The sequence below is a fragment of the Testudinibacter sp. P17/SS/0325 genome, from assembly GCF_053570765.1.
Map to the genome: position 1 here is coordinate 2151215 of NZ_CM131635.1, position 26943 is coordinate 2178157.

The window sequence follows — 26943 nt, forward strand, 5'->3', positions numbered from 1 at the left end:
GTTATAAATGAAAGTCTATAACCGCTATTTTTTAGTGCTTGAAATTACAAAGCAGAAACATTTAACGTCGAGCCGCCGACAATACGCACCCGTGCGCCCGGCACTAATTTGGAATCGTACTTTTGCACCACCACGATTTCTTTGCCGTCATCTTTGCGGATCACTAATTCTAATGAATCCACTTGGCTGGCTTTTTGCTCAATCACACTGCCCGCCACCGCACCGGCAACTGCGCCGACTGCCGTGGCAATCGCCTGCCCCGTGCCGCCGCCAACGGTCGAACCTAAAATCCCCCCGATCGCACCGCCGCCGACCGTGCCAATCACGCCTTGATTAGGTGCCTGAATGGCGACCTCACGGCTGGAAACGATGGTGCCGTAGCTGATCGAACGCGCTTCCTTCGCTTGATTCCCCGTATAAACATCACCGCTATAAACATCTTTATTGGCACAGCCAACAACAGCCAATCCCATCATTACGGTTACAGCTAACATTGATTTTTTCATTGATTACATTCCTCAACATGTCATGGTTGTCTTTCTGATCCCACTACATCGGCAATAGGGTGCGGATGTAATTTGATACAAGAATGATTTTCTGTCTTCTCTTGTAAAGTAACGGCAATTGAAAGATTACACAATTGCTCTCCCTCTACGTTAGGTTCGTCGACTTTGACTCTTAAGCGCGGGTTTTCGTTCAGACCAAACCGTTGATTTATTCGATTTAGCCATTCATTTGCCGATTCTTTAACCAAAAACGGCACGACTAATTCAATATGTTCCCAACCTTGCCGCGGATAGACTTTATTTTTCGGCATGGGCAATTCAACGATTGACACCGCTTGCCCGGCAAATGTCAACGGTCGATCTAATCGAATCAAATAAATCGGTCTGCCATTGACTTGATTATCACTCAATATCGAACCGCACTTTAACAATGCCGCCAGCCAAATTTGTCCTTGCCGCACGCTGTTGACCCGAATCGCCAGATGATCGATTTCAAATTCCGCCAACGAAATACCGATTGTCTGCGCTAATTGTTCAATCTGCCGTTCAAATTCGGCAAATTGATCGGAAAGTGCGGTTACATCCGCCGATTCGCCGGAAAATAGCGGGTGCGGCTCGGTTAAATTTGTCATTCTGTCTTTTCTCACTGGCGATAAAACGGTATGATAGCGCCCAAATTTTCAATTTAAAAGGCTACAATTTCTGTGAATATTCAACACATTTTATCGCAAAAAATCAAACAGGCAATGATCGCCGCCGGTGCAGAACAAGACTGTGAGGCGTTAGTACGCCAATCCGGTAAACCGCAGTTCGGAGATTACCAAGCCAACGGGATTATGGCGGCTGCCAAAAAACGGGGTATCGTACCGCGCGAGATGGCTCAGCAAGTGCTGAATCATTTGGATTTAACTGATTTCGTGGAAAAAGTCGAAATTGCCGGGCCGGGCTTTATCAATCTGTTTCTACACCCACAATGGTTGGCAGCACAAAGCCAAGCTTTGCTTAAACAAACGCAATTAATTGCGCCTGTCGCGCAACCGCAAACCATCGTTGCTGACTACTCTGCGCCGAATGTGGCAAAACAGATGCACGTCGGGCATTTGCGTTCGACGATTATCGGCGATGCGGTGGTGCGAGTGTTGCAATATTTAGGACACAACGTAATCCGCGCCAACCATGTCGGCGATTGGGGAACCCAATTCGGCATGTTGATCGCTTACTTGGAAAAAGTGGAATACGAACACGCCGAAGATTTGGCGCTGAGCGATTTAGAAGAATTTTATCGCGCCGCCAAACAATGTTATGACAGCGACGCTGACTTTGCCGAAAAATCGCGTAATTATGTGGTGAAATTACAAGGCGGCGATGATTATTGCTTGGCCATGTGGCGCAAACTGGTGGACATCACCATGCAGCAAAACCAACAAACCTATGATCGCTTAAATGTTACCTTGAGTAACGATGACGTAATGGGCGAAAGCCTGTATAACCCGATGTTGCCGAGCATTGTCGCCGATCTGAAAGCCAAAGGCATTGCAGTCGAAGACCAAGGCGCCGTGGTGGTGTTTTTAGACGAATTCAAAAACAAAGACGGCGAAGCGATGGGCGTGATTATCCAAAAAAGCGACGGCGGTTTCCTTTACACTACGACTGATATTGCCGCCGCCAAATACCGCCATGAGGTGCTGCACGCCGACCGAGCATTATATTTCACCGACAGCCGCCAAAGCCAGCATTTACAGCAGGCGTGGACGATCGTACGCAAAGCCGGTTATATTCCGGACAGTATGAGCTTGGAACATTTCAATTTTGGCATGATGTTGGGCAAAGACAACAAACCGTTCAAAACCCGTTCCGGCGACACGGTGAAATTGACCGATTTGCTCAACGAAGCGATTGAACGCGCCACCAAGCTGATCGCCGAAAAAAATCAGGATCTAAGCGCAGCCGAACTGCAACAAGTGGTCGAAGCCGTGGCAATTGGCGCGGTAAAATATGCCGACCTCTCCAAAAACCGCACCACCGATTATGTGTTCGATTGGGATAATATGCTGAGTTTTGAAGGCAATACCGCCCCCTATATGCAATATGCCTACACCCGTATCAGCTCGATTTTCAGCCGCAGCCAAATTGATGTTAATTCGTTACAGGGTAACATCAATTTGCAAGATGAAAAAGAACGTGCCTTAGCGATTAAATTACTGCAATTTGAGGAAGCGGTGCAACTGGTTGCCAAAGAAGGCACGCCGCACGTTTTATGTGCCTATTTGTATGAATTGGCCGGGGCGTTTTCTGCATTCTATGAACATTGTCCGATTTTAAATCAAGAGGATCAGGCTGTGAAGAACAGCCGTTTGCAACTCGCCGCCCTGACACAGAAAACCTTACAACAAGGGTTGGATCTATTAGGGATTAAAACCGTCGCAAAAATGTAATTTGATGTTTTAAAAATAAAAAATCGCCATTCCGAGATAAAAATGGCGATTTTTTTCTCGATCATTTGCGTGTAAACCGCACTTACGCCGCAACCATCACCATCGCCGGACGAATCACACGGCCGTTCAACAAATAGCCTTTTTGTAATACTTGCGTGATTTGATTGGTGGTAAAACCTTCTGTCGGCTGCATAGAAATGGCTTGATGTTGTTCCGGATTGAAAGCTTCGCCGATCACGCCAACGGCGGTGACGCCGAATTTATTTACAGTCGCAATCAACGACTTATAAGTCAGTTCTACCCCGTCAAACACCGCTTTGCTGCTTTCATCATCGCTTTGTGGTCTTGCATCAAGCGCACGTTCCAGATTATCAATCACTTCCAACAACTCTTTGGAAAATTTTTCTAAGGCAAAGTTATGCGCTTTTTCCACATCTTGCTCGGCACGGCGGCGGATATTATCCACTTCGGCACGGCTTCTGAGCTGCACGTCTTGCACACGCTTGTTGCTTTCTTCCAGCTGCACTTCCAACTCTTGCACACGGGCAATTGCTTCTTCTAACGGATCTTGATTGATGATTTCCACCTCTTGCGGCTCTACGCTTGCATTCTCTTCGGCGGCAGCTTCAATTTTTTTCTCATCAGTAATATCAGACATCTTTTCTCCCTATTTTGTGCTGAATATCAAATTTACAGGCTATTTTACCCAAAAACCCAGTATCAAGTCAGCCTTGATACTGTTAATTGTATCTTATTTTGTTAAGATAGGGGCTAAATTGACTATTTCAAGCAATTACTATTTTTTATGAGTAGCATAAATGAGCAATAATGCGTTAAATTCCACGCCGAGCAAGAGTAAACGGCAGTTCCATACCATTGGTTTGGTCGGCAGACCACGCAACCATAATGCCCTGCAAATGCATAAAAACATCTATCAGTGGTTAAGTGAACGTGATTACGAAGTGCTGGTAGAAGAAGACATTGGCAAAGATTTATCTATTCCCGAAAACCATATCGCCCCGATTGAACAAATCGGCGAAAAAGCCGATTTAGCGATTGTAATCGGCGGCGATGGCAATATGCTCGGTACGGCCCGGGTGTTGGCGCGCTATGACATTGCCGTGATCGGGATTAATCGCGGAAATTTAGGCTTTCTCACTGACATTGATCCAAAGCATGCCTACTCACAGCTCCATTCCTGTTTGGAAGAAGGGGAATATTTCATCGAAGAGCGGTTTTTATTGGAAGCAATGGTTGAACGTGGCAATCAACGGATCAATTTAAACAATGCCGTCAATGAAGTGGTGATTCACCCGGCTAAAATCGCACATATGATCGATTTTCAAGTCTATATTAACGATAAATTCGCCTTCTCCCAACGTTCCGACGGCTTGATTATTTCCACGCCAACCGGTTCGACCGCTTATTCGCTCTCTGCCGGCGGTCCGATTTTGACACCGCAACTGAATGCAATTGCACTGGTGCCGATGTTTCCGCACACCCTATCGTCTCGTCCGCTGGTTATCGACGGCAATAGCGTGATTTCCCTGCGTTTTGCACAATACACTGTGCGCCAGCTGGAAATCAGTTGCGACAGCCAAGTGGCACATGCCTTTTCGCCCGATGATAAAATTATTGTGCGCAAAAGCCAAGATACCCTACGTCTGTTACATTTAAATGATTACAACTATTTCAATGTGTTAAGTGCCAAACTCGGCTGGTTGCAAAAATTATTCTGATATTTTTGAACAAAAACAGAAAAACCTCTTTACTGGATAAAAAAACAGTATAAAATACCTGTATAAATACCCAGTAAAGAGGTTGCTATGTTAATTCATTTGAACATTCAAAATTTTGCTATCGTTAACCAACTCGATCTTGCCTTGCAACAAGGCATGAGCGTGATTACCGGCGAAACCGGCGCCGGCAAATCCATTGCGATTGATGCATTAGGATTGTGTTTAGGCGAACGCGCTGAAAGCAGTATGATTCGCCACGGGCAAGAGCGCGGCGAAGTGCGGGCAACCTTTGATATCAGTCTTAATAGTGCGGCGCAGCAATGGTTACAACAATATGAATTGGAAGATCTGGATTTGCCTACCTTTTGCAATTTACGCCGTGTTATCCGCAATGACGGGCGCTCAAAGGCGTTTATCAATAATTACCCGGTTCCAGTCGCGCAACTACGCGAATTGGGCGGATTACTGATTCAAATCAACGGGCAACATAGTTCACAGCGCCTATTAAAAAGCGAAGCGCAATTAACGTTGTTGGATCAGTTTTGTGATAACCAAGTGCGGTTACAGCAAATGTCCGACAGCTATCAGCAATGGAAACAAGCAAAACAGCAACTTAAAACCTTTCAACAACAACTGACAGAAAATGAAGCCAAACGCCAACTATTGCAATATCAAGTGGAAGAGTTGAACGAATTCAATCCGCAAGCGGATGAATATCAACAGTTGGAACAACAACATAACTGTTTAGCCAATGCCGAACAGATTGCGCAGCTATCGCAATCCATCAGTATGTTGCTGAATGAAAATGAATCAGTGAATATCGAATCGATGTTGAATAAATCCGAGCGTTATTGCGAAGAATTATTAGGCATGAGCAATCAATATGCCAATTTACGGAGTCTACTGCAAGGTGCGCTGATTCAAGTGCAAGAAGCCGCTTCCGAACTGCAAAACTTAACCTCCAATATTGAGCAAGATCCGTATTTGCTGGCGGAAGTGGAACAACGCCTCGGCACTACCCTGCAATTAGCGAAAAAACACCATATCGAACCGGAACAATTGGCACAACACCACGCACAGTTAAAATTACAGTTAACCGAATTGGCCGATCTGAATGAAGGCGAAGCGCAATTGCAACAACAGCTTGAAAGTGCGGTTAGCGCAATGCGACAAGCGGCTGAAGCGTTGTATCAAGCCCGACAGGATGGTGCGAAAAAATTGTCCTCAGAAATTACCGGTGTGATTAAACAATTAGCCATGGAAAATGCCGAATTTGATATTCGGATTCAACACAATCCTTCCGCCGTTAACGGCTTAGGTGCAGATGAAATCGTATTTATGCTGCGCAGTAATTTAGGGCAGTTATCACAACCGCTGGCTAAAATCGCCTCCGGCGGGGAATTGTCACGTATTGCCTTGGCAATACAAGTGCTGACTGCCGATAAAATGGCGACACCGACATTGATTTTCGATGAGGTTGATGTTGGTATCAGCGGCGCAACCGCCGCCGTGGTCGGGCGCTTAATGCGGCAATTAGGTAAAAAATGCCAGATTCTGTGCGTCACCCACCTGCCACAAGTCGCTGCGCACGGACAGCACCATTTTAGTGTACAAAAATTCACCCGTAACGGCGAAACCATCACTGAAATGACCGCACTTAATGGCAAAGAACGGATTCACGCTCTCTCGCGTTTATTAAGTGGCAGTGAAGTGACCAACGCGACGCTGGCAAATGCCAAAGAATTGTTAAAATTAGCGGCTTAAATACCAACTCATTCGTCCAATGATTTAAACCGCACTTTTACATTATCTATAATAAAAATACAGGTTCTGCTCAATGTGAGCAAAACCTGTACTTTAAAAGTGCGGTTCTACGCAATCAGTCGAGAATCCGCAAAGTTAGAATTTATATCCCAAGCCGATAAAATACACCATTGGATCTAGTGTTACATCTGCTTTTTGTTCATTACCATTTAATTTAAAGCTGGCTTTGGTTTTAATTTTTGCATACCAAATTGAAGTATTTAAGAATAAATTATCGGTTAAGCCAATATCCACACCGGCATTTAAGGCTAATCCCCATGAATCCTTTAATTTCAGTTCTGTGACAGGTGCAAACGTCGATTTTTCACTAAAGAAAGTCGTATAATTTACCCCTGCGCCTAAATAAGGGCGCGCTTTTGCTTCTTTATCCAAGAAATAATATTGCAGATATAGACTTGGTGGTAAATGTTTGGTTTTACCTACCGTGCCAATGCCCGGCAATGACAATTCGTGGCTAAACGGTGTTGCCGCCAGCAATTCCACCCCGATATTATCGGTGATCATATAAGTACCGGTCAAACCGAGTTGCGCATTGCTATTTACATCAAAGTTATAGTCTAATGCATTGCCTGCATAATTTTTCGTTGAGGTATCCGGCACAACTAAAATCGGACCTCCACGAACAATCACGCTTCCGGCTTCATGTGCGACTGCGGCTCCGCTGGCAAAGACTGCGGCGGCAACTAAAGCGACTGCTGTTTTTTTCATACTGATTTCCTCATAAATTATTCATTAACCTTGTTATAACACTCCAATGACTTCCATCCTCCGTTAGAAGCGCATTCAATATACCCCTTATTAGGTATACAAAAAATGACATAGATCAAATTTGATTTTTTTCATAAAAATAAAATATTGATTTATCATTATTTAACCAACAAATCACCACGCCATTAATTGATTCATATCAATAATTAAAAAACATGCTTAATTTATAACCATGTTGATTTTCTTCTACAAAAAAACCACTCAATTGAGTGGTTTAAATTTATCCAATTTTGGGATCAGACTTTATGCTTGGCACTGAAAATCGCCACTACGCCTTCAACCTTAATAGTTACATCAACAAAAAAGGTCGATAGCACCTCCTGCAAACTCGCTAACGAATCATGATAATTACTGAAAATTCCTTTCTTATTATAAACTTGCATCAATTTTCGCCCAAACGCATTATGCGAAACACCTGCTCCCAAAATAGTCGCACCATACAAAACACCATCCGGTTTTAGTGCAGCAACAACATGCCGTATTGCGGTTTGCTTATCCCGCAGCGTTCCCGGTAAGCAATGCAATAAATAAAAAATAGAGATCGAATCAAATGTTTCATGCATATTTTTTGGAAACGGATTAAAAATATCATGCTGCACACATTGCTGAATTTTGGTATCGCCAATACTTTTTCTTGCATAAGATAAGCTATGTTGATTTAAGTCTACAAATGAAATTTGCTCAATCTGATTCCGAATCATTTTAGGATAAAAACCGGTTCCAACGCCAATATCCAAATGATTAGCCCCAATATGTTGGCTAAAGTGCGGTAAAAGTACATTGTGTGTATCACAGCGCCATGCATATCGATTAGAAACCGCGAGCACCCACCAATCATATAATTTTAAAGAAAGCGGTGTATAAATTTTTGTACCATCCCGGGTATTTAAAGACATGACTATTCCTTTATTCAATCGCGTGCACAAAGCACCATTAAAAAAGCCCACTATTTACAAATGGGCTTTGGTTAATTATTTTTTATTTAAAAATAGAAATTAAAAACCACCCTTAGTCGTTGGATCAAAACCATCCAACCGACCATCGATCGGACGCTGTTCTAATTCCAACACTCCCCCTTTAGTGGTTGGATCAAAACCATCCAGCCGACCATCAATCGGACGCTGTTCTAATTCCAACGATCCCCCTTTAGTAGTTGGATCAAAGCCATCCAACCGACCATCAATCGGACGCTGTTCTAATCCATTCGCCTGTACACTCAATGTCAACATGCTGAATACGGCGGTGGCTAATAAAGATTTATAGTTCATTTTTGGAACTCCTTTTCAATAAAAATTAGTGGACCAAAATAAACTCGCTAGGTGCTAAATTTATAATACTATTTCGCCAATTAGTAAAGCGGGTTACTATAATTTAAGTTATTGTTTTGTAATTATCATGCTTGATATTTATGGTTTTGTCACAATTGCATTTCAGGTTTATTTCTGTTCGATATGGAGTATTATCAGTGCGCAGTGTGCTAAACACAACGGCTAATTTATAATTTTAAAAATAATGACATAAGAATATTCGCTAAAGTTTAGTTTAAACGATATTATTTTAACTAAACCTTAATAAGTTGTGATTGTGTTGTTAGCTCTCATCGCCTAGCACCTGCACTAGCTTCCGCCAACGCCATCATGCAGCCTGTTGGCGTGGTTCAAGTGATCTGCGTAGCTTTGCCGTCGGCGAATTGGTGGAAGTGTTCCGCCTTGCTGATTGGGATATTCAACAAGCGCACCAACTGCCCCACGCACTGCTTGCTGTCGCAAATAAACCCACAGTGGTACTGAAATAATTGCTACGAAAAAGTCGATCACTAGAAAACGGATAACGCTGACGCAGCCGGAAATAATATAAACCGGTGTTCTAGTTATACGGCTTTTAGCTATACAAGCTCCGTATAACTAAACGTATAACTAAAATTCGTGGATTTAAGTGTAATATAGTGAAGTGAAATAAACAACTGAAATGCGCTAAAACTAGGTTTTATAAGGGCTTAGTGTAGTTTAATGGGGTGTTGTGAAAGGCTTGATGGACCGGGTGGACTCGATATCAAGTCTTAATGCATTGTATTTTAATAAATTTTTATTAAAACTCCTATAATGGTATAGTCATTCGTATAGTTAAAATCAAAAGTCATCAATTATTCAGTATGAAAATCAACCAACAAAATATCCTTGTTTTCTATTATAGATTAGCCAATCAAACAGGAAAAGCAAGATGATTATTGGTTTTCGCAGTTTAGTTTCGCAATTAGATCCCTAATACCTTTCTGTTGCTAGGTGTATATGTTCTTTTAGTATTTCGCAAATCGTAGAAACTTTCGCAAACTTACCGAGGATTGCCATTAAACCGATACCATAACTGTAATTTTAACCCCATGTGAGTACCAATTTTGAAAACAAGCCTATGTAAGTGAATTAACAGGCTCAATTTTGAGCTTGTAGCCAATCCAATTTTGGATTGGCTAAATCTATGCTATGCCGTCTTGCTAGTGGGTGTTCGTGTTATGCGAATATCTAGAAATTACCATTAAAAATCAATGCTTATACGAGTCAGATAATTGTTTGTTATTTATACAATTAGTTGGATCGTATAGCTCCTTGTTCCGCCTTGCTTTGGTCGTTTCTTTGATGTCGTTGAATGGTGGTGCTATGCCGTGCTTATTTCGCTGTAAAGCGTGCTTACGAGGCTGAGTTTGCTAATCTAGTTTTATTCGTATAAATGGTGTGCCTGTGTGATAAAGGCGGTTGATTTGTTCGGTTGGGTGGCTGGTGGCGGTTGCTATTCAATTACCCTAGTTTCTAACGCTATTAGATTTTCGTTACCCCAGTTTCTAGGGTAAGTTACCCCAGTTTCTAACGCTATTGTGGTCATTTTTTAATCAATTTATTTCCAATAGCGTTAGTTTCTAGGGTAGTCATGTGTTTTTTTACTCCCCAATAGCGTTAGTTTCTAGTTACCTTTATAAATATACCATATACACTACATATAAAAACGATTAGGAAAGTGAGCAAAAAGGGGTAAAACAGGTTGAGCGGTCAATTGGGGTTTCCCTTTGGCGAAAGTCATCTTGGTTTTTTCCAATAGTCCAGTGGCTTTCTTGTCGGTTGAATATCAATTTTATTGTCACACTCATTCACTGCGATAAATGTCAGGGCATAGAGTGAACAGCGATTTTTTCCGCCTTGCCGTGTGGTGATAATAAAGCCACTATCAAGCAGTTCATCAATTGCTTTCTTGGCGGTGGCGTTACTCATGCCGTAAAGTTCTGCCGCCTTGTTTTGTAATAGGGTTAAATCGCCATTGTTATAGCCGTTGAATTGCCCTAGTAATTTCGTTAAGAGCTTAGCCGAATTACCGCTTAGGGCGTTAAATTCAGGGCTGTTAATCACATCATGCCGCAGTGTGGAAAATCCGCCCTTGTTGAAATCCACGCCTAGCCGCTCGGCTCTCTCTTGTTTGGATGATCTTTTTTTTCGTTGTGCTGTTCGTTGCGCATTATTTCCCATATAATAACCACTGTTAAAATAGTTTAAATATTGCCCTTTCTGTTTCACAACATGAAAGGGCGTTTTTTAAATTACGCCAATTGCCCTTATCGTTTCGGCTTTGCTACTATTCGTTCATCATCAGCCACGATAAACGGATTACGCTCACCAAACCTATTAAGTGCAGTTTGAATTTGTATCGGTGTGAGTGGTGGATAGCCTTTTGCTTTGGCTTTCAGGTTGTAAGCTGAAATTAATTTTTCCCCCTGATATTTATTTGCGACTCGATAAGTCGTATATTCGCCACGCCCATTTGCTTTAGCGTGCTTCACTCGAATAAATTCAAAACTTTCTAATCGTTCAATTTCATTAACTTCATTTCTCGCATTAAGGATATTTCCAGCATTCAAGGTGTCTAACTCCGACAATTCACCGTCAGCAATCAATTTTAATAATACAATTGGTCTGCGTTCCATTGCGGATAGTTTCAAGTCAGCCGAAAGAAACAAGTTAATGCTGATATTATTACTGGCGCTGTGGTTATTCTGTTTCATCTTGATTTTGTCCTTTTGCCTTAATTTCTTTTAACATTCCTAACAGCTTAGCTTTTGCCATTGTGGCAGTGGTCATTCCGTTAGGGTTTTTATGTCGCAATGCTAACAATCGGGCTTCTTCTAATTCCGCCAATAAATCGGTAGAACTTGATAAAACTTCACTTTTTAATTCGGCTCTCAGTTCATTAATCCTAGCGGTAATCTTAGGGTTATTGGCTAATCGGCTTGCTTCAGTGTGGATAGTTTCATTTCCCATATAAAGCGTGTTGTAGCAATTTCTATAAGCCCCTGCGTAGCTCATGCCTTGAAATACGGCAAAAGCAAAGGCTTCTTGTTGAGCAGTCAATTTCTTAGCCATTTATGCCCCCTTTTGTGCGGAATTTGTCGGGTTTTCGCCATAAAGTGCGATTAATTCTTGTTGAATTTTGTCTAAATCCATTTCACAAAATGTGAGTTTGTCAGCAATAAAGCCGATCACTTCGTTAAGTGTCATTTCCCTTGTTGGTGCTGGTGGCTCAATGCCTCGCACTTCGGGTAATTTTCCAGCAAGAACAGGGCTGATAAATTCCTGTAGCTCTGAAAGCTGTTTTAAAACGCCTGTCAGCGTAGGTTTATATTCGGTATTAGTCATATTTAAAAAGCTCCCTATGCGTGCGTTTTACGGCTTTTATCGGCATTCATCAGGCTTTCGATAAAGTCATTGACTTCATTTTCTCGATAGCCATTTAACCGCCCACCAAGTGAAAACGGCTTAGGGAAATCGGGCTTATATTGTGGGTGCTTCGGGTTTTGCCAGTTGTAAAAAGCGGTTTGTTTAATGCCTAGCTTTTGCTGAAAGGCTTTTGAGGTGATGACATTCATCGGATTATCTCCACGTTTGAAATTAATTCAGATATAAACGCTCAAGGGCTTTTATATGGTTTAATGTTGCAACGTGGGGAATTATGAAATGTAAAGTGATAAAAAAAGGAATATTCCCCTAAACTTGAGAATATCCCCCTAATAAAATTTGAATATCATTACTGTTTTAGATCGGAAATATCACTATTCTTTATCCATTCTGATAGCGTTCTACCAGTAACAGGAACTTTATAGCCATTTTTGTCAAAGGCTATTTGAATAATGCCATTTGTATATTTTGTACCTTGAGTTATATCATTTTCGGCAATGTGTGATCTTGGATTATCCGCTACATTTTCTCCAAAACAGACGGCAATAAATGCTTTTAATGTTTTAGTTAGTGCGTTTATAGTTTTAGGATTATCATTTTTAGCTTTCAAGTCAGTATGTTCTTTTTTTAATTTGTCGTTTTCAGACTTTAAATTATGAAAATATGTTTTTGCGTTTTCTAATCGTTCAGAAATTTGATCGTGTGCGGATTTATAATCTCTAGCGGAACTTTCAGCAGAACTTAACTTTGTTTGAAGTTCATTAAGTTGTGACTGTAGTTTACTTTTTCAAGTAAAAGGCTATCATATTTCCTCTGTAATTCATCAAACTGAATTTGTGTTAAAGGGGTTTTTCTTTCATCATCATTAAATAAAGTCTTAGGCTTATCATTTGGATATTTTGATGAAATAAATTCTTTTAAATCTTGTATCCAAAAATGACGACGGTTTCTAGCTACATGATCTTTTACGCATTTTGTGCCGTCATCTAAAATTTCAATTTCGCCACCATATCCATGTTCCCTTACCGCTCTTATGTCACCCTGTGTAATTGCTAATTCCAAAACTCTAGTCTTTTTCTGTAAGCAAGGAATATAAGGGTGTTGATAAATACCAGAACTTAATTCATTTACTTCATTTAAAACACCTTGTAGATCTTCTCTCTCAACTCCGCACCATAATAAAACAGCTTCAAGGTATGGAATGACTTCATAATCAATAATAGAACATTCAGGTAATGAATTATAATAGCTTTGATTTTTTGTCATAAAACGCCCCTTAGCGCAACAATATCCCTTACTGATTGAATTAGTGCGACAATAGCAATAAGGGTTACTATCTTTCGGTGTGGGTAATTAATCCTCACCTAGCCGCACTAAATTAATAAAATCTGTGGAAATTCAACCGCACTTTATAACGTTACAACGTAACGGCTTTCTTTTGGCATTCTTCAATAAATGCGCCCCACCTGTTCATAATGCCTATGCGTTGATTGAAGTAGGTCGCCTTGTTATACACACCGCTAACGCCTTGGATATGGTGAGCAAGACAAGCATCTACATAATCCCTAGGCTCGCCCATTTCGTTTAAATAGGTGCTTGCTAAACGCCTTAAGCCGTGGGCGGTTTGTTTGCCACTGTAGCCCATGCGTTTAATAGTCGTATTTACGGTTTCTTTGTTCATCGGCTTACCACTGGTTAGGCTACTGGCAAAAACATATTTTAAATGTCCGGTCATCGGTTGCATTTTTTTCAATATCGTCAGTGCCTGTGGTGATAGCGGTACAATGTGCGGATTTTTCAGGCTGTGTCTTGTCTTTTTCATCTTTTCCGCTGGTATCGTCCATAATGCTTTTTCTAAATCAATTTCCGCCCATTCCGCACAAACAGCCTCATTAGAACGCACCATTGTCAGCATTTGCCACATCACTAAAAAGCGTGTTTTCGGCTCAATATTGCTATTTTGTAGATCGTTTAAAAATTGCGGTATCTCATCATGATGAATTGCGGGGTTGTTGGTTTTGGTATGTTTCGCAAACATCTTACGAATATTTGTACAAGGGTTATAAGTGAGCAAGCCACCATTCACCGCAAAATCTAATATTTCGTTGAGCATACCGATAATGCGGTGTAATGTTTCTGATTTGCCTTGTTTTGCCAGTGGTTGCAATGCACTTACCATTAAAGGGGCGGTAATATCTGAAATAGGGCAGTTGGCGACATAGGGGAATAAATGCTTTTCTAATCTGCGGTAGTTTTTGTTAATGGTCAGTTCAGCGACTTCTTGAAGTTTTTTAGCTTTCCATTTCTCCGCCATTGCTTGAAGTGTATTAGCCAGCTCTAATTGCTTTTCTAATTTTTCTTGCTCTCGCTTGATTTGTGGATCAATGCCTTGCGCTAGTAAGATTCTAAATTCTTCTCTTTTTTGGCGTGCTTGAGCTATGGATATTTCAGGGTATGCCCCTAAGCTAAGTAATGCCGCTTTCTTAGTAAATGGTTTCTTATATTCAAAACGCCATAATTTAGAACTATTTGATTTGACCAATAGCGACAATCCACCACCGTCAAAAAGGCGGTAATCTTTCTCTTGGGGCTTTGCTTGTGCTACTTGGGTATTAGTCAGCGGAGCTACAACTTTAGCCATTTATTCACCTATTTCAGTATGTTAAGAATGACTATACGACCTTTTATTTAAAAAAGCGGTATAGTTATCACTTAACTAATTGAAGAATAAAAGAAAAAACAACTTTTAACTATACGGCTTTTAACTATGCCTTAGCCGTATAGTCATTCGTATAGTCAAAATTCGTGGATTTAAGTGTAATATAGTGAAGTGAAATAAACAACTAAAATGCGATAACGCTAGGTTTTATAAGGGGTTAGTGTAGTTTGATGAAGTGTTATGAACGGCTTGATGGTGCGACCGGGTGGACTCGAACCACTGACCCCCACCATGTCAAGGTGGTGCTCTAACCAACTGAGCTACGGTCGCATTTTGAAGTGGCGCTATAATAGCGACTTTCAGATTAAGGAACAAGTTTTTTTTCGTCTTGCGCATTCAATTGTTATTTTTTTAAACAAAATGCGAATAAAATCATCTTTTTCGCAACAGAAAAGCATTATTATATCTTCTCGGCATAATTTATTGTGTATTGTCATTTCATCTTTTGAGTATAACAGGTTATGCTATCTCCATTGATTGATTCTTTTAACCGAGGTTCATTATGTCTCTCTATCTGCTGCTGAATCTGGCAATTTTTTTAGCTTTAGTCTTTGTCTTATATCATTTTAAAAAGCAAGGTCATTCGCTTGCGGTTACCGTACTATTGGCGTTAGTGCTGGGCGTGGTGTTCGGCATTGCATTGCAAAATCTGTACGGCGATCAAAGTGCGGTCAAAGCCAGTCTGGATTGGATTAATCTGGTCGGTGGCGGTTATGTCCGTTTGCTGCATATGATTGTGATGCCGTTGGTGTTTGTTTCGATTTTATCGGCGATCAGCAAACTGCATGATGCCGGTGGATTGGGCAAAATCAGCTTTAGCATTCTCTCCGTTCTGTTGTTTACCACCGCTATTGCCGCTTTAGTCGGGATCGGGTTCAGCGCCTTGTTCGGTTTGAATGCGGACGGTTTAATCGCCGGGGCGCGTGAAGTCGCGGCACAAGAACGCGTATTAGGGCGGGTAGATCAAGTTGCCAATTTAACCATTCCGGCCATGTTGCTCTCTTTTATTCCGCGCAATCCGTTTGCGGAACTGACCGGTGCAAATCCGACTTCGATTATCAGCACCGTGATTTTTGCCGCTTTTTTGGGCATTTCCACCCTGCGTTTGCGTAAAGATCAAACCGAAACCGCTGAGCGTATCACGCAAGGGATCGACAGTTTGAATAAATTGGTGATGAGCTTGGTGCGGATTATCATCAGCCTGACTCCATACGGGATTTTAGCCTTGATGACGCGCATGGCGGCAACGTCTAGTTGGGCGGATATTCTTAACCTGCTGAATTTTATTATTGCGTCTTATTTGGCGATTGGAGTAATGTTCATTGTACACGGCGTGCTGTTGGCATTGAGCGGCATTAATCCGTTCAGCTATTACAAAAAAGTGTTGCCGACCTTGCTGTTCGCCTTCACCTCACGCTCCAGTGCCGCCACGATTCCGTTAAATATCGAAACCCAAACCAATAGACTGGGTAATTCGGGCACGATTGCTAACTTTTCGGCGACGTTCGGCGCAACCATCGGGCAAAACGGTTGCGCCGGGATTTATCCGGCAATGCTGGCATTTATGGTTGCACCGTCGGTCGGGATTGATCCGCTGGCACCGCACTTTATCTTGTCATTAGTGGCGATTGTCACCATTTCATCTTTCGGTATCGCCGGTGTCGGCGGCGGCGCAACCTTTGCCGCGATTGTGGTGCTATCAACCATGGGATTGCCGTTGGAATTAGTCGGACTCTTAATTTCGATTGAGCCGCTGATTGATATGGGGCGCACCGCACTTAACGTGAACGGCGCAATCACTGCCGGCACATTGAGCAGTAAATGGTTAAAACAGACCGATTTGCAGGTGCTGGCAAATCCGAAAGCGGAATAAACCGCACTTTAAATAGCTAATGCAAAAGCCCATTTCATATCAGAAACGGGCTTTTATTCTTGAATTGATAACGCTATTAAACCGCTTCAATCACATGATCAAACCACGCAATCACGTCACGTTCATGAATGCCGTTTTCAATCGGGATTCGGGCGAGTTTGACCGAGTCGGGATTGCCGGAAATGAGCGGGTGCCAGTCAAACAACGGTTTGTTTTCGTATAATAAACGGTAAGCGCAGGTTTTTGGCAGCCAGCCGAAATCAGGCAGGTTTTGTTTGGTCAGTTTGGTGCAATCTTCTTCCAATTCAAAGCGTTGGGCGTAGTTGCCACATTTACCGCTATTCAAATCGAGTTGGTTGCAAGCGATACTGGTGTAATAGATGCGCTCGTGTTTGCCGTAGCCGTCAAGGATTTTGCGGTAGCAACACAAACCGCAGCCGTCGCACAACGCTTCCCATTCTTGTTCGTCCATTTCCAACAGGGATTTTGTTTGCCAAAACCGCACTTTCATTATTTCTCTCAAGGGATTACCGAACCGCACTTTTACATTCCCTCCCTCCGCTGGCGAAGGGAGGTGTCCAAAGGACGGAGGGCGAGATTAAAAATTAAGCGTGATTAAAAACCACTACTCTCTTTCAAACCGACCGTTAAATTGAACACTAAGTTATCGGCACGAGAATCTTTACTATCCGCACAGAAATAACCTTCGCGTTCAAATTGATAGGCTTTTTCCGCTTCGGCGTCGGCTAAATTCACTTCGACCACGCCATGTACCACGGTCAGAGAGTTCGGATTAATCACGCTGAGAATATCCTCTGCCGCCCCCGGGTTCGCCACGTTGAACAAGCGATCATATAAACGGAATTCCGCCGCGTTATTTTGCGTTGCCGAAACCCAATGGATCACGCCTTTTACTTTACGCCCGTCCGCCGGATTTTTACCTAAAGTGTCCGGATCGTAACTGCAATATAAGGTGGTGATATTACCGTCGGCATCTTTTTCCACCCGTTCGGCTTTAATCACATAGGCGTTGCGCAAGCGCACTTCTTTGCCCAGCACCAAACGTTTATATTTTTTATTCGCTTCTTCGCGGAAGTCGGCTTGATCGATATAAATTTCACGCCCGAACGGCAACTTGCGCTCGCCCAGTTCAGGACGGTTCGGGTGGTTCGGCGCGGTCACCAGCTCATCATCGCCTTGATAATTTTCAATCACCACTTTCAACGGATTGAGCACCGCCATCGCACGCGGGGCGTTGATGTTGAGATCATCACGGATACAGGCTTCCAGCGCACTGAATTCAACCATATTGTCTTGTTTGGTCACGCCGATACGTTCGCAGAATTCACGCAATGCCGCTGGGGTATAACCGCGGCGGCGCAAGCCGGAAATGGTCGGCATACGCGGATCGTTCCAGCCGTCCACGATTTTATCGCTGACTAATTGCAACAGTTTGCGTTTTGAGGTCAGCGTGCTTTCCAGATTCAAACGCGAAAATTCATATTGGTGCGGCAACGGACGCTCGATTGAAATATTTTCCAACACCCAATCATATAAACGGCGGTTGTCTTGGAATTCGAGCGTACACAATGAATGGGTAATACGTTCAAGCGCGTCGGAAATACAATGGGTGAAATCGTACATCGGGTAAATGCACCATTTGTCCGCCGTTTGATGATGGTGGGCAAATTTGATCCGATACAACACCGGATCGCGCATTACCATAAACGGTGACGCCATATCGATTTTGGCACGCAGACAGGCTTTGCCTTCGGCAAATTCGCCGTTACGCATTTTTTCAAATAAAGTGCGGTTTTCCTCAACCGACCGCTCGCGATAAGGGCTGTTTTTGCCGGCTTCGGTCAGTGTACCGCGATATTCTCGGATTTCCTCCGGCGATAATTCATCGACATACGCCAAGCCTTTTTCAATCAATTCAAGCGCATAGCCGTACAGTTGATCGAAATAATCCGACGCATAGCGCACTTCGCCCTGCCATTTGAAACCGAGCCATTCCACATCTTGCTTAATTGAATCGACATATTCCACATCTTCTTTCACCGGGTTGGTGTCATCAAAACGCAAATTACATAAGCCTTGATAATCTCTGGCGATACCGAAGTTCAGGCAGATCGATTTGGCATGGCCGATATGCAAATAGCCGTTCGGTTCAGGCGGAAAACGGGTATAGACATTATTGACTTTGCCCTGCGCCAGATCTTCATCAATAATATGGCGGATAAAATTAGACGGGCGATGTTCTGCCGCATTCACGGCAGCGATTTCAGGTTGGCTCATTGCACTTCCTTAAAATAGTAAATCTTAATAGAAAATTGGTCTATTCTACACGCTTTAGCAGCGGAAAAAAACCGCTAACACGCGGCAAATGTTTAAGTTCTTCTTAATAAATTGGTGATATAGTATATCTCACTCACAAAATTTACAATTTTAACCCAAGCAACGTGATATCCCTATGAAAGCAAACAAAATCAACACCGTTGTCCTTGCGGTAGTGGTGTTAACCGCACTTTTCGGCGGTTACCAATATTGGCAAAGCAGTCACAGTGAAAATAAAGTGACCTATATGACGGAAAACGTCAACCGCGCTTCCCTATCCGACAGCGTCATCGCCACCGGCACGGTGCGCAGCCATAACCGAGTGGAAATCGGGGCACAGGTCTCAGGTCAGTTGCTCAAAATTCATGTCAATCTAGGGCAAAAGGTAAAAAAAGGCGAATTACTGGCAGAAATTGATGCGAAAAACCAAGAAAATTCGCTCAATACCGCACTTTCGCAATTAGCTTCCTACCAAGCGCAATTGACCGCGGCGCAAGCCAATTTAGCCGCCGTACAATCCGCTTATGATCGCATTAATCGGCTATATAAACAGAAATCCGCCACCCAAGACAGTCTCGAATCGGCTCGGGTGAATCTTGCCAATGCACACTCGACGATTGCCCAACTGGAATCGTCGATTAAACAAGCGGAAATTGCAGTAACAACCGCCAAAACCAATTTAGGTTATACCAAAATTCTGGCGCCGATTGACGGCACGATTATTTCCATTCCGGTATCCGAAGGGCAAACCGTCAACGCCAATCAAACCGCGCCGACCATTATGCAAATTGCCGATTTAACGAAAATGCTGATCAAAGCCGAAATTTCCGAGGGCGACATCAGCAAAGTCAAAACCGGCATGAAAGTGCGGTTTACCACGCTGGCGGAACCCAACAAAGTCTATCAATCGGCAATCGCCTCGATTGATCCGGCGCTTACCACCTTGACCGATAACGATTACAACGAATCGTCCAGTAACAGCAGTGCGGTTTATTTTTATGCCAATATCTTGATCGACAACCCTGACGAAGCGCTGCGAATCGGCATGACCACGCAAAATACGATTACGATTGCCGATGTCGAAAATGTGCTGACCATTCCGACCATGACGATTCAAAAAGTCGGCGAACAGTATCAAGTGCGGGTATTGACCGCCGATAACAAAGCGGAAACCCGCACGATTAAAATCGGTATCCGTGATGAGATAAACACCGAAGTATTATCCGGTCTGGAAGAGGGCGACAAGGTGATTTCCGCTGAAATGCGGCAAGGCGAAGCCGTCGGTAACGGCGGACAAATGCGCATGCGCTTTTAATCGGGCGAGGCAAGCATGAATATTATCGAAGTCAGCAAACTGAACAAATATTTCGGCGAAGGCGAGAACCGGGTTCATATCTTAAAAGCGATCGATCTGACGATTAAAAAAGGCGATTTTATTGCGATCATGGGGACATCGGGTTCGGGCAAATCGACCCTGATGAATATCCTCGGCTGTCTGGATACCGCCAGTGACGGTGTATATAAAATCAACGGCGTGGACACCTCGCCGCTGTCGCGCGATCAACTGTCCGATTTGCGTCAGAAAAAATTCGGTTTTATTTTCCAGCGTTATAATTTGCTGTCTGCGCTAAGTGCGGTCGAAAATGTGGCGTTACCGGCGGTGTATGCCGGCGTGCCGCAACAACAACGTTTGGCGCAAGCGGAAGAATTGCTGAAAAAACTCGATTTAGGCGATAAGCTGACTAATAAACCCAATCAACTTTCCGGCGGGCAGCAGCAACGGGTCAGTATCGCACGCGCATTAATGAACGGCGGCGAGATTATTTTAGCCGATGAACCGACCGGCGCGCTCGACTCCAAGAGCGGGTTAATGGTAATGCGAATTTTGCAGAATCTGCACCGTGAGGGGCACACCATCATTTTAGTCACCCATGATAAAGATATTGCCCACTACGCCAATCGGATTATCGAACTGAAAGACGGGCGTATTATCGATGACAGTCGCCGCTCGGATCAAATCATTGACAAAGACACCTCGGTTAAAATTCAAAAAAACCGTTTTGCACAATTTAAAGATCAGCTGGTGGAATCGTTTAAAATGTCGGTCAGTGCGATTTTGGCACATAAAATGCGTTCGTTGCTCACCATGCTTGGGATTATTATCGGCATTACCTCGGTGGTGTGCGTGGTGGCGATCGGTAACGGTTCGCAACAAAAAATCTTGTCGAACATCAATTCGCTCGGCACAAACACCATGGATATTTATAACGGTACCGGTTTTGGTGATCGGCGCGCAAATCGTACCAAAAATCTGACAATCCAAGATGCCGATATTCTTGCCAAACAGCACTATATTGCGAGTTCGACGCCGAACAGTGTATTGAGCGGCACATTGACTTACGGCAGCCAAGCGTTCACCGCACAAGCACGCGGCGTGGGCGATCAATTTTTTAACGTCAAAGGCTTAACCTTAAAGCAAGGCAAGGTGTTTACTGCGCAAGATGTCGCAGATAATGCGCAGGTGGCGGTAATTGACGAAAACACGCAAAAAGAGCTGTTCGCAGACAAATCACCGTTGGGGCAAATTATTATGATTGACAAGAAACCGTTAAAAATTATCGGTGTCGCCGCCAGCAACAACAATATGGGCATGCCAAGCAGCTCATTGACGATCTGGCTGCCTTATACCACCGCAATGTATAAAATTTCCGGTGAAAAAACCATTGATTCAATCACAGTGAAAGTGAAAGATGATGTGAATACCCAAATCGCCGAGAAAAATTTGACCCAATTACTGACGATACGCCACGGTAAAAAAGATTTTTTCGTGCTGAATACCGATATGATCAAACAGACGATTGAAAGCACCACCAACACCATGAAGCTGTTGATTTCTTCAATCGCACTGATTTCGCTGATTGTCGGCGGAATCGGCGTGATGAATATCATGTTGGTTTCCGTGACCGAACGCACCAAGGAAATCGGCGTCCGAATGGCGATTGGTGCGCGGCAATCCAATATTTTGCAACAATTTTTGATTGAAGCCACGCTGATTTGCGTGATCGGCGGTTTGGTCGGTGTCGTGCTATCCTATCTGCTCGGACTGTTATTTAACAGCATGATGCAAGACTTTACCATGTTGTTTTCTGCGGATTCGATTATCGCCGCCGTGATCTGCTCCACGCTAATCGGTTTAATTTTTGGTTTTCTTCCGGCTAAAAATGCGTCACAATTGAACCCGATTACCGCACTTTCAAGAGAATAAAAGTCAATATGATTTCTACTATATTATTTCGTCGTTCCGCCGCCGCTTTACTGGTGAGTGGCTTTCTCACCGCTTGTGTCAGCAATCCGCAGCAAACCGGCTATCAGCAGGAAATGCAGCAATTCGAGCAATACCGGCAATTAAGCGAACAATACCGCATTGATCCGAATTGGTGGACCCAATATCAAGATTCCCAACTTAACCGTTTGATTGATACCGCACTTGCCAATAATTTGAACTTGGCAAAAGCGGCGGTAAATGTGAATCGCGCATTATACAATGCCAACTTGTTGGGCGCGGATTTAGTGCCGGCATTCAATGGTTCGGTATCCGGTCGGGTGCAAAAAAATACCGAAAGCGGTATTTCCAGCCGCACTTACGGCAGTTCACTCGCGTTGAATTATACCGTTGATCTGTGGCGTAAGCTTGCCGACAGCGCCAATGCGGCAGAATGGGCGCATAAAGCGACAGAATTGGATCTGGAAGCGGCGAAATTGACGCTAATTAACCAAGTCATCGACAGCTACTATCACATCGCATACTTAAAACAAGCGATTCAAATTGTGCAAAGTAACATCAAAACCTACCAGCAAATCGCGACCTTGACGCAAAACCAAGTAAACCAAGGCATGACCTTGCAGTTGGATGCCGATCAAAGCCGCCAAGCGGTGCTATCGGCAGAAAACCAACTAATCAGTTACCAATCACAGTTACAAACGGTAGAAAGTACCCTGCGTAATTTGCTAAACCTGCAACCACAGCAGAAGTTAGGGCTAAGTGCGGTCAATTTAAAAAACCTGAAGTTACAACCGGTGAATTTGAATATTCCGCTCTCCACCATTGCCAATCGCCCGGACTTGAAAGCTTATCAATACCGCTTAACCTCTGCGTTTAAAGATTTAAATGCCATGGAAAAAAGCTGGTATCCGAGCATTACCTTAGGCGCCAGCTTAACTACCGGCGGCAACAGCGTGGGTAATATGTTTGATGTGCCGTTGAGCGCCGGTACAATCGGTATCAATCTGCCGTTCTTAGACTGGAACCGGGTGAAATGGAACGTGAAGTTGTCGGAAGCAGGTTATGAAACGGCGAAATTGAATTTCCAGCAAGGCATTACCACCGCGCTGAACGAAATTGACAGCAATTATAAAGCATATCAATTGGCGCAAAAAAGCTACCAAAATCTGAATCAGAAATACCGTTATGATCGTAATATCAGCAATACCTACCGTTTACAATATAACGCCGGGATTGCCGGGATGAAAGATTGGTTGACAGCGCTGGCAACGGAACAGCATTCCGAGCTCAATATCTTGCAGGCAAAATATGATTTGCTGCGCTATGAAAACGCTATTTATCAAAGCATGGCGGGAAAATATCAGCGTTAAACGGGATAAAATAATAACAAAAAACGGATGTTGATTTGACGATCCGTTTTTTATTACCTATATATCAAAGAGTTGGATTTTGCTCTAGTGGTACCGGGATAATTTTGGTGGCATGGGAACCCTTGTCACCATGAATCGCCTCAAACCGAACCTTTTGACCGGCTTTCAACGAGCGATAGCCATCCATTTCAATCACTGAGTAATGAACAAAAATATCTTCCACCCCACCGTCCTCAGCGATAAACCCAAATCCTTTTGCATTGTTAAACCATTTGACTGTTCCAATTTGCATATTGCAACCTCATTTTGTCTTGACCCGGCTCTCTCGACGGCTGACCGTACGTGTTATCTCGGTCAACCTGTTGTTATACTTAAATAAATGTGATTAATATGCAACCATCAAACCTAAAAAGTATGTACCAGATCACAAAATTAATGCAATATTATCATTCACTTGGCTGAAGATATGAAAAAAGAGAGGCAAACCTCTCTTTTTTTGCATTTTACTGATATTTTACTTGACTTTTCACTTGTTTAGATAGCAGGCGGCTATTTCTGACGAGTGATCCACTTGCCGTTGAGGTAATCAGCGATCCATTTGGTGGCTTTACCGTCTTTCTCCGAGGTAATGTATTGGCGTTTTTCCTTACGGCTAAAACGCACAATCGTTTTATTGCCTGCGTCATCAACCGTCGGTGCTTCGGTCAGATAGTGGAATTTTTCCGGCAGGCGATCTTTAAAGCGTACCAATTCCTCCACATACGGCGCACGGGTTTCACGCGATTTCGGGAAGTTATGCGCCGACATAAACACCCCGCTTGCGCCGTCACGCAGCACAAAATACGCGTCCGATTTTTCACACGGTAATTCAGGGAAAGCCACCGGATCCTCTTTCGGCGGGGCAACCTCACCGTTTTTCAAAATCTTGCGGGTATTGCTACAATTGGTGCAGCCCATATATTTACCAAAGCGCCCCAATTTAAGGTGCATGTCCGCACCGCACTTGTCGCACTCGACCACCGGACCGTCGTAACCCTTGATTTTAAATGCGCCTTCTTCAATCAGGTAGCCGTCGCAATTCGGGTTATTACCGCAAATATGCAGCTTGCGTTGACCGTCAATCAAATAACTGTCCATCGCAGTATGGCACTTTGGACAGCGTTTGCGTTTGCGCAAGGCGTCGGTTTCCGAATCGTCATCCAACACATTCAATAATTCCGCTTCCGGAATCAAGTTAATCGTGGTTTTACAGCGTTCTTTCGGCGGCAAGGCATAACCGCTACAACCTAAAAATACCCCGGTGCTGGCGGTACGAATCGCCATATTACGCCCACAGGTCGGACATTTGATCTCGGTCTCTACCAAACTATTTGGGGTCATGCCCCCTTCCAATTCGTCCAATTCGGCCTTGGATAGTTTCTCTGAAAAATCCGCAAAGAATTGGTTTAGCTCGGTTTTCCAGTTGGCATTGCCGTTGGCGATCTGATCGAGCTGGTCTTCCATGTTGGCGGTGAAATCATAATTCATCAATTCGCTAAACGATTGGTTTAAACGATCAGTGACGATTTCGCCCATTTTTTCCGCATAGAAGCGACGGTTTTCCACCCGCACATAACCGCGCTCCTGAATGGTAGAAATGATCGCCGCATAAGTTGAAGGCCGCCCGATACCGCGCTTTTCCAATTCACGCACCAACGCCGCCTCAGTGAAGCGTGCCGGCGGCTTGGTAAAATGCTGTTGCGGATCGATATGTTGCAAATTCAGCGTTTCATTGACTGCCACTTGCGGCAACACTTGATCTTCAGCCGTTTTGCCTAAAATCGGTAACACTTTGGTCCAGCCGTCAAAGCGTAAGATCCGCCCTTTGGTGCGCAGTTCATACTCTCCGGCTTGCACCGTTAAAGTTGTGGAATCATATTGCGCCGCCGGCATTTGGCAAGCCAAAAATTGCCGCCAAATCAAATCGTACAAACGTACCGCATCTTTATCCATGCCGTTTAAATCGTTGTCTTTCACCGCCACATCGGAAGGACGAATCGCCTCATGCGCCTCTTGAGCGTTTTCTTTGCTGGAATAAAAATTCGGCTTTTCCGGCAGATATTGTTTACCGAAGTTTTTCTCAATATAGCTGCGCGCCATGGTTAGCGCATCTTGGCTGAGATTGGTCGAATCGGTACGCATATAGGTGATATACCCGGCTTCATACAAACGTTGCGCCATCATCATGGTTTTCTTCACCCCGAAGCCTAAGCGCGTGCTGGCGGCTTGTTGCAGGGTCGAGGTGATAAACGGGGCTTTGGCGCGTGAACGGGTCGGTTTGGTTTCCAGAGCGCTGACCACGTAAGTTGCTTGCTGCAATGCCGCAACTGCGGTATCCGCTTGCTGTTGGTTGACCGGCTCAAATTTTTTGCCTTGGAACTGCGCCACATCTAAGCGAATTGCCTGATTTTGCAAGGTGGTGGTATCCACCGCCACTTGCCAAAACTCTTGCGGATCAAAAGATTTGATTTCACGCTCGCGCTCCACCAACAATTTCACCGCCACCGACTGCACCCGCCCGGCGGATAAACCGCGCGCCACTTTTTTCCATAACAACGGCGACACCATAAAGCCGACCACGCGGTCTAAAAAGCGGCGGGTTTGCTGTGCATTGACCCGATCTAAGTTTAACTGTTCCGGTTTTTCAAACGCATTTTTAATCGCATTCTTAGTGATTTCATTAAACACTACGCGGCTATAACGATTATCATCGCCGCCGATCACTTCGCGCAAATGCCAGGCAATCGCCTCTCCCTCTCTATCCAAGTCGGTTGCGAGATAGATATGTTCTGCATTTTTCGCCAGCGATTTCAGCTCGGCAACCACTTTTTCTTTGCCCGGCAGAATTTGATAATTCGCCTTCCAACCATGATAAGGATCAATCCCCATGCGTTTCACCAACGCCTCCTGATCACGGGCGGCTTTCAATGTGGCTTTCTCTTCCACGCTCATGCCTTTGGTTGAAACCGCTTTGCGTTTCTCACCGGTCGATGAACCGGCAGTCGGCAAATCACGGATATGCCCGACGCTGGATTTCACCACATAATCTTTCCCCAGATATTTATTAATTGTTTTTGCTTTCGCCGGGGATTCCACAATAACTAATGATTTACTCATCTTTTTCCTATCAGTTGTCTGAAATTTTTTTCAGTTGCCTTTTAAAATACATACTAAAGACCATAAAATGCGCTGACAATAACAAGGTTTGCCAAGGATTACAATAGTTGATGACACAAACCGCCTAATTCACACACGCTTTCTGCCCGTCCGACTTGTGCTTGACCGCACTTTCACTCACAATAAGCGCTAAACGGATAAGCCATATACTAAGGAAG

Annotated in this window: 25 protein-coding genes and 1 tRNA gene; 7 read left to right on the forward strand and 19 right to left on the reverse strand. The window is 43.7% G+C overall.

Annotation, left to right across the window (positions count from 1 at the left end):
* Positions 1-44: 44 nt before the first annotated feature.
* Complete coding sequence (locus tag ACWA50_RS10275; RefSeq protein WP_431052219.1) at positions 45-506, reverse strand: outer membrane lipoprotein; 462 nt, start codon at positions 504-506, stop codon at positions 45-47.
* 20 nt (positions 507-526) lie between these two features.
* Positions 527-1138 carry a VOC family protein gene (locus ACWA50_RS10280; RefSeq protein ID WP_431052221.1) on the reverse strand — a complete coding sequence of 204 codons (612 nt, stop codon included), beginning with the start codon at positions 1136-1138 and terminating at the stop codon, positions 527-529.
* A gap of 72 nt (positions 1139-1210) precedes the next feature.
* Between ACWA50_RS10280 and argS the strand changes: the two genes are divergently transcribed.
* Complete coding sequence (argS, locus tag ACWA50_RS10285; protein ID WP_431052223.1) at positions 1211-2941, forward strand: arginine--tRNA ligase; 1731 nt, start codon at positions 1211-1213, stop codon at positions 2939-2941.
* 82 nt (positions 2942-3023) lie between these two features.
* Here argS and grpE read toward each other — a convergent pair whose 3' ends face one another.
* Positions 3024-3599, reverse strand: a complete 576-nt coding sequence (gene grpE, locus ACWA50_RS10290; RefSeq protein WP_431052225.1) for a nucleotide exchange factor GrpE — start codon at positions 3597-3599, stop codon at positions 3024-3026.
* 160 nt (positions 3600-3759) lie between these two features.
* Between grpE and ACWA50_RS10295 the strand changes: the two genes are divergently transcribed.
* Positions 3760-4680, forward strand: coding sequence for an NAD(+) kinase (locus tag ACWA50_RS10295; protein WP_431052227.1), 921 nt, complete (start codon positions 3760-3762; stop codon positions 4678-4680).
* 87 nt (positions 4681-4767) lie between these two features.
* The gene (gene recN, locus ACWA50_RS10300) at positions 4768-6444 is read left to right on the forward strand and encodes a DNA repair protein RecN (RefSeq protein ID WP_431052229.1); all 1677 of its coding nucleotides are present in this window, start codon (positions 4768-4770) and stop codon (positions 6442-6444) included.
* 135 nt (positions 6445-6579) lie between these two features.
* Here recN and ACWA50_RS10305 read toward each other — a convergent pair whose 3' ends face one another.
* From ACWA50_RS10305 to ACWA50_RS10360, 12 genes are all read right to left on the reverse strand, one after another.
* Positions 6580-7212 (reverse strand): OmpW family outer membrane protein, encoded by a 633-nt coding sequence (locus ACWA50_RS10305; protein ID WP_431052231.1) that lies wholly within the window; start codon positions 7210-7212, stop codon positions 6580-6582.
* 296 nt (positions 7213-7508) lie between these two features.
* On the reverse strand, positions 7509-8168 hold the full coding sequence (locus tag ACWA50_RS10310) for a class I SAM-dependent methyltransferase (RefSeq protein WP_431052233.1): 660 nt from the start codon (positions 8166-8168) through the stop codon (positions 7509-7511).
* Positions 8169-8267: 99 nt separating this feature from the next.
* Positions 8268-8540, reverse strand: a complete 273-nt coding sequence (locus ACWA50_RS10315; protein WP_431052235.1) for a hypothetical protein — start codon at positions 8538-8540, stop codon at positions 8268-8270.
* Between the two features lie 1800 nt (positions 8541-10340).
* Positions 10341-10709: an ArsR family transcriptional regulator gene (locus tag ACWA50_RS10320; RefSeq protein WP_431052237.1), complete on the reverse strand. Its 369-nt coding sequence runs from the start codon at positions 10707-10709 to the stop codon at positions 10341-10343.
* Positions 10710-10870: 161 nt separating this feature from the next.
* Positions 10871-11317 (reverse strand): hypothetical protein, encoded by a 447-nt coding sequence (locus ACWA50_RS10325; protein WP_431052239.1) that lies wholly within the window; start codon positions 11315-11317, stop codon positions 10871-10873.
* A complete protein-coding gene (locus ACWA50_RS10330) occupies positions 11304-11675 on the reverse strand; it encodes a terminase small subunit (RefSeq protein ID WP_431052241.1) in 372 nt (123 codons plus the stop codon). The genes ACWA50_RS10325 and ACWA50_RS10330 overlap by 14 nt, the downstream gene beginning before the upstream one ends.
* Positions 11676-11948: a hypothetical protein gene (locus tag ACWA50_RS10335; protein WP_431052243.1), complete on the reverse strand. Its 273-nt coding sequence runs from the start codon at positions 11946-11948 to the stop codon at positions 11676-11678.
* Between the two features lie 14 nt (positions 11949-11962).
* The gene (locus ACWA50_RS10340) at positions 11963-12178 is read right to left on the reverse strand and encodes a helix-turn-helix transcriptional regulator (RefSeq protein WP_431052245.1); all 216 of its coding nucleotides are present in this window, start codon (positions 12176-12178) and stop codon (positions 11963-11965) included.
* Between the two features lie 158 nt (positions 12179-12336).
* On the reverse strand, positions 12337-12597 hold the full coding sequence (locus tag ACWA50_RS10345) for a hypothetical protein (protein WP_431052247.1): 261 nt from the start codon (positions 12595-12597) through the stop codon (positions 12337-12339).
* Positions 12598-12728: 131 nt separating this feature from the next.
* Positions 12729-13253, reverse strand: coding sequence for a hypothetical protein (locus tag ACWA50_RS10350; protein ID WP_431052249.1), 525 nt, complete (start codon positions 13251-13253; stop codon positions 12729-12731).
* 151 nt (positions 13254-13404) lie between these two features.
* Positions 13405-14628 (reverse strand): tyrosine-type recombinase/integrase, encoded by a 1224-nt coding sequence (locus tag ACWA50_RS10355; protein WP_431052251.1) that lies wholly within the window; start codon positions 14626-14628, stop codon positions 13405-13407.
* A 271-nt stretch (positions 14629-14899) separates the two neighbouring features.
* Positions 14900-14976, reverse strand: a tRNA-Val gene (locus tag ACWA50_RS10360).
* A gap of 232 nt (positions 14977-15208) precedes the next feature.
* On the opposite strand from ACWA50_RS10360, the gene ACWA50_RS10365 reads away from it, so the two are divergent.
* Entirely contained in the window at positions 15209-16579 is a 1371-nt protein-coding gene (locus ACWA50_RS10365; RefSeq protein WP_431052253.1) for an L-cystine transporter, read from the forward strand.
* Between the two features lie 76 nt (positions 16580-16655).
* On the opposite strand, the gene ACWA50_RS10370 is transcribed toward ACWA50_RS10365, so the two are convergent.
* Both ACWA50_RS10370 and glnS read right to left on the reverse strand, forming a co-directional pair.
* A complete protein-coding gene (locus ACWA50_RS10370) occupies positions 16656-17090 on the reverse strand; it encodes a YcgN family cysteine cluster protein (RefSeq protein WP_431052255.1) in 435 nt (144 codons plus the stop codon).
* Positions 17091-17194: 104 nt separating this feature from the next.
* The gene (gene glnS, locus ACWA50_RS10375) at positions 17195-18877 is read right to left on the reverse strand and encodes a glutamine--tRNA ligase (protein ID WP_431052257.1); all 1683 of its coding nucleotides are present in this window, start codon (positions 18875-18877) and stop codon (positions 17195-17197) included.
* 175 nt (positions 18878-19052) lie between these two features.
* Between glnS and ACWA50_RS10380 the strand changes: the two genes are divergently transcribed.
* From ACWA50_RS10380 to tdeA, 3 genes are read left to right on the forward strand one after another with little or no spacing between them, the layout of a single operon-like run.
* Positions 19053-20231 carry an efflux RND transporter periplasmic adaptor subunit gene (locus ACWA50_RS10380; protein ID WP_431052259.1) on the forward strand — a complete coding sequence of 393 codons (1179 nt, stop codon included), beginning with the start codon at positions 19053-19055 and terminating at the stop codon, positions 20229-20231.
* 15 nt (positions 20232-20246) lie between these two features.
* Positions 20247-22181, forward strand: a complete 1935-nt coding sequence (locus ACWA50_RS10385; RefSeq protein ID WP_431052261.1) for a MacB family efflux pump subunit — start codon at positions 20247-20249, stop codon at positions 22179-22181.
* Between the two features lie 8 nt (positions 22182-22189).
* On the forward strand, positions 22190-23569 hold the full coding sequence (tdeA, locus tag ACWA50_RS10390) for a toxin/drug exporter TdeA (protein WP_431052263.1): 1380 nt from the start codon (positions 22190-22192) through the stop codon (positions 23567-23569).
* Positions 23570-23633: 64 nt separating this feature from the next.
* Here the strand turns inward: tdeA and cspD are convergent, their stop codons facing one another.
* Positions 23634-23861: a cold shock domain-containing protein CspD gene (gene cspD / locus ACWA50_RS10395; RefSeq protein WP_431052264.1), complete on the reverse strand. Its 228-nt coding sequence runs from the start codon at positions 23859-23861 to the stop codon at positions 23634-23636.
* Between the two features lie 257 nt (positions 23862-24118).
* Complete coding sequence (topA, locus tag ACWA50_RS10400) at positions 24119-26725, reverse strand: type I DNA topoisomerase (protein ID WP_431052266.1); 2607 nt, start codon at positions 26723-26725, stop codon at positions 24119-24121.
* Positions 26726-26943: the final 218 nt, after the last annotated feature.

Excerpts from the sequence above, each read along its gene's own strand:
- ACWA50_RS10380 (WP_431052259.1), top strand. The coding sequence starts at position 19,053 with ATGAAAGCAAACAAAATCAACACCGTTGTCCTTGCGGTAGTGGTGTTA.
- tdeA (WP_431052263.1), top strand. The coding sequence starts at position 22,190 with ATGATTTCTACTATATTATTTCGTCGTTCCGCCGCCGCTTTACTGGTG.
- ACWA50_RS10340 (WP_431052245.1), bottom strand. The coding sequence starts at position 12,178 with ATGAATGTCATCACCTCAAAAGCCTTTCAGCAAAAGCTAGGCATTAAA.
- recN (WP_431052229.1), top strand. The coding sequence starts at position 4,768 with ATGTTAATTCATTTGAACATTCAAAATTTTGCTATCGTTAACCAACTC.
- glnS (WP_431052257.1), bottom strand. The coding sequence starts at position 18,877 with ATGAGCCAACCTGAAATCGCTGCCGTGAATGCGGCAGAACATCGCCCG.
- ACWA50_RS10280 (WP_431052221.1), bottom strand. The coding sequence starts at position 1,138 with ATGACAAATTTAACCGAGCCGCACCCGCTATTTTCCGGCGAATCGGCG.
- ACWA50_RS10310 (WP_431052233.1), bottom strand. The coding sequence starts at position 8,168 with ATGTCTTTAAATACCCGGGATGGTACAAAAATTTATACACCGCTTTCT.
- ACWA50_RS10355 (WP_431052251.1), bottom strand. The coding sequence starts at position 14,628 with ATGGCTAAAGTTGTAGCTCCGCTGACTAATACCCAAGTAGCACAAGCA.
- ACWA50_RS10295 (WP_431052227.1), top strand. The coding sequence starts at position 3,760 with ATGAGCAATAATGCGTTAAATTCCACGCCGAGCAAGAGTAAACGGCAG.
- cspD (WP_431052264.1), bottom strand. The coding sequence starts at position 23,861 with ATGCAAATTGGAACAGTCAAATGGTTTAACAATGCAAAAGGATTTGGG.
- ACWA50_RS10305 (WP_431052231.1), bottom strand. The coding sequence starts at position 7,212 with ATGAAAAAAACAGCAGTCGCTTTAGTTGCCGCCGCAGTCTTTGCCAGC.
- ACWA50_RS10350 (WP_431052249.1), bottom strand. The coding sequence starts at position 13,253 with ATGACAAAAAATCAAAGCTATTATAATTCATTACCTGAATGTTCTATT.
- ACWA50_RS10330 (WP_431052241.1), bottom strand. The coding sequence starts at position 11,675 with ATGGCTAAGAAATTGACTGCTCAACAAGAAGCCTTTGCTTTTGCCGTA.
- ACWA50_RS10315 (WP_431052235.1), bottom strand. The coding sequence starts at position 8,540 with ATGAACTATAAATCTTTATTAGCCACCGCCGTATTCAGCATGTTGACA.
- grpE (WP_431052225.1), bottom strand. The coding sequence starts at position 3,599 with ATGTCTGATATTACTGATGAGAAAAAAATTGAAGCTGCCGCCGAAGAG.
- ACWA50_RS10370 (WP_431052255.1), bottom strand. The coding sequence starts at position 17,090 with ATGAAAGTGCGGTTTTGGCAAACAAAATCCCTGTTGGAAATGGACGAA.
- topA (WP_431052266.1), bottom strand. The coding sequence starts at position 26,725 with ATGAGTAAATCATTAGTTATTGTGGAATCCCCGGCGAAAGCAAAAACA.
- ACWA50_RS10325 (WP_431052239.1), bottom strand. The coding sequence starts at position 11,317 with ATGAAACAGAATAACCACAGCGCCAGTAATAATATCAGCATTAACTTG.
- ACWA50_RS10365 (WP_431052253.1), top strand. The coding sequence starts at position 15,209 with ATGTCTCTCTATCTGCTGCTGAATCTGGCAATTTTTTTAGCTTTAGTC.
- ACWA50_RS10335 (WP_431052243.1), bottom strand. The coding sequence starts at position 11,948 with ATGACTAATACCGAATATAAACCTACGCTGACAGGCGTTTTAAAACAG.
- ACWA50_RS10385 (WP_431052261.1), top strand. The coding sequence starts at position 20,247 with ATGAATATTATCGAAGTCAGCAAACTGAACAAATATTTCGGCGAAGGC.
- ACWA50_RS10275 (WP_431052219.1), bottom strand. The coding sequence starts at position 506 with ATGAAAAAATCAATGTTAGCTGTAACCGTAATGATGGGATTGGCTGTT.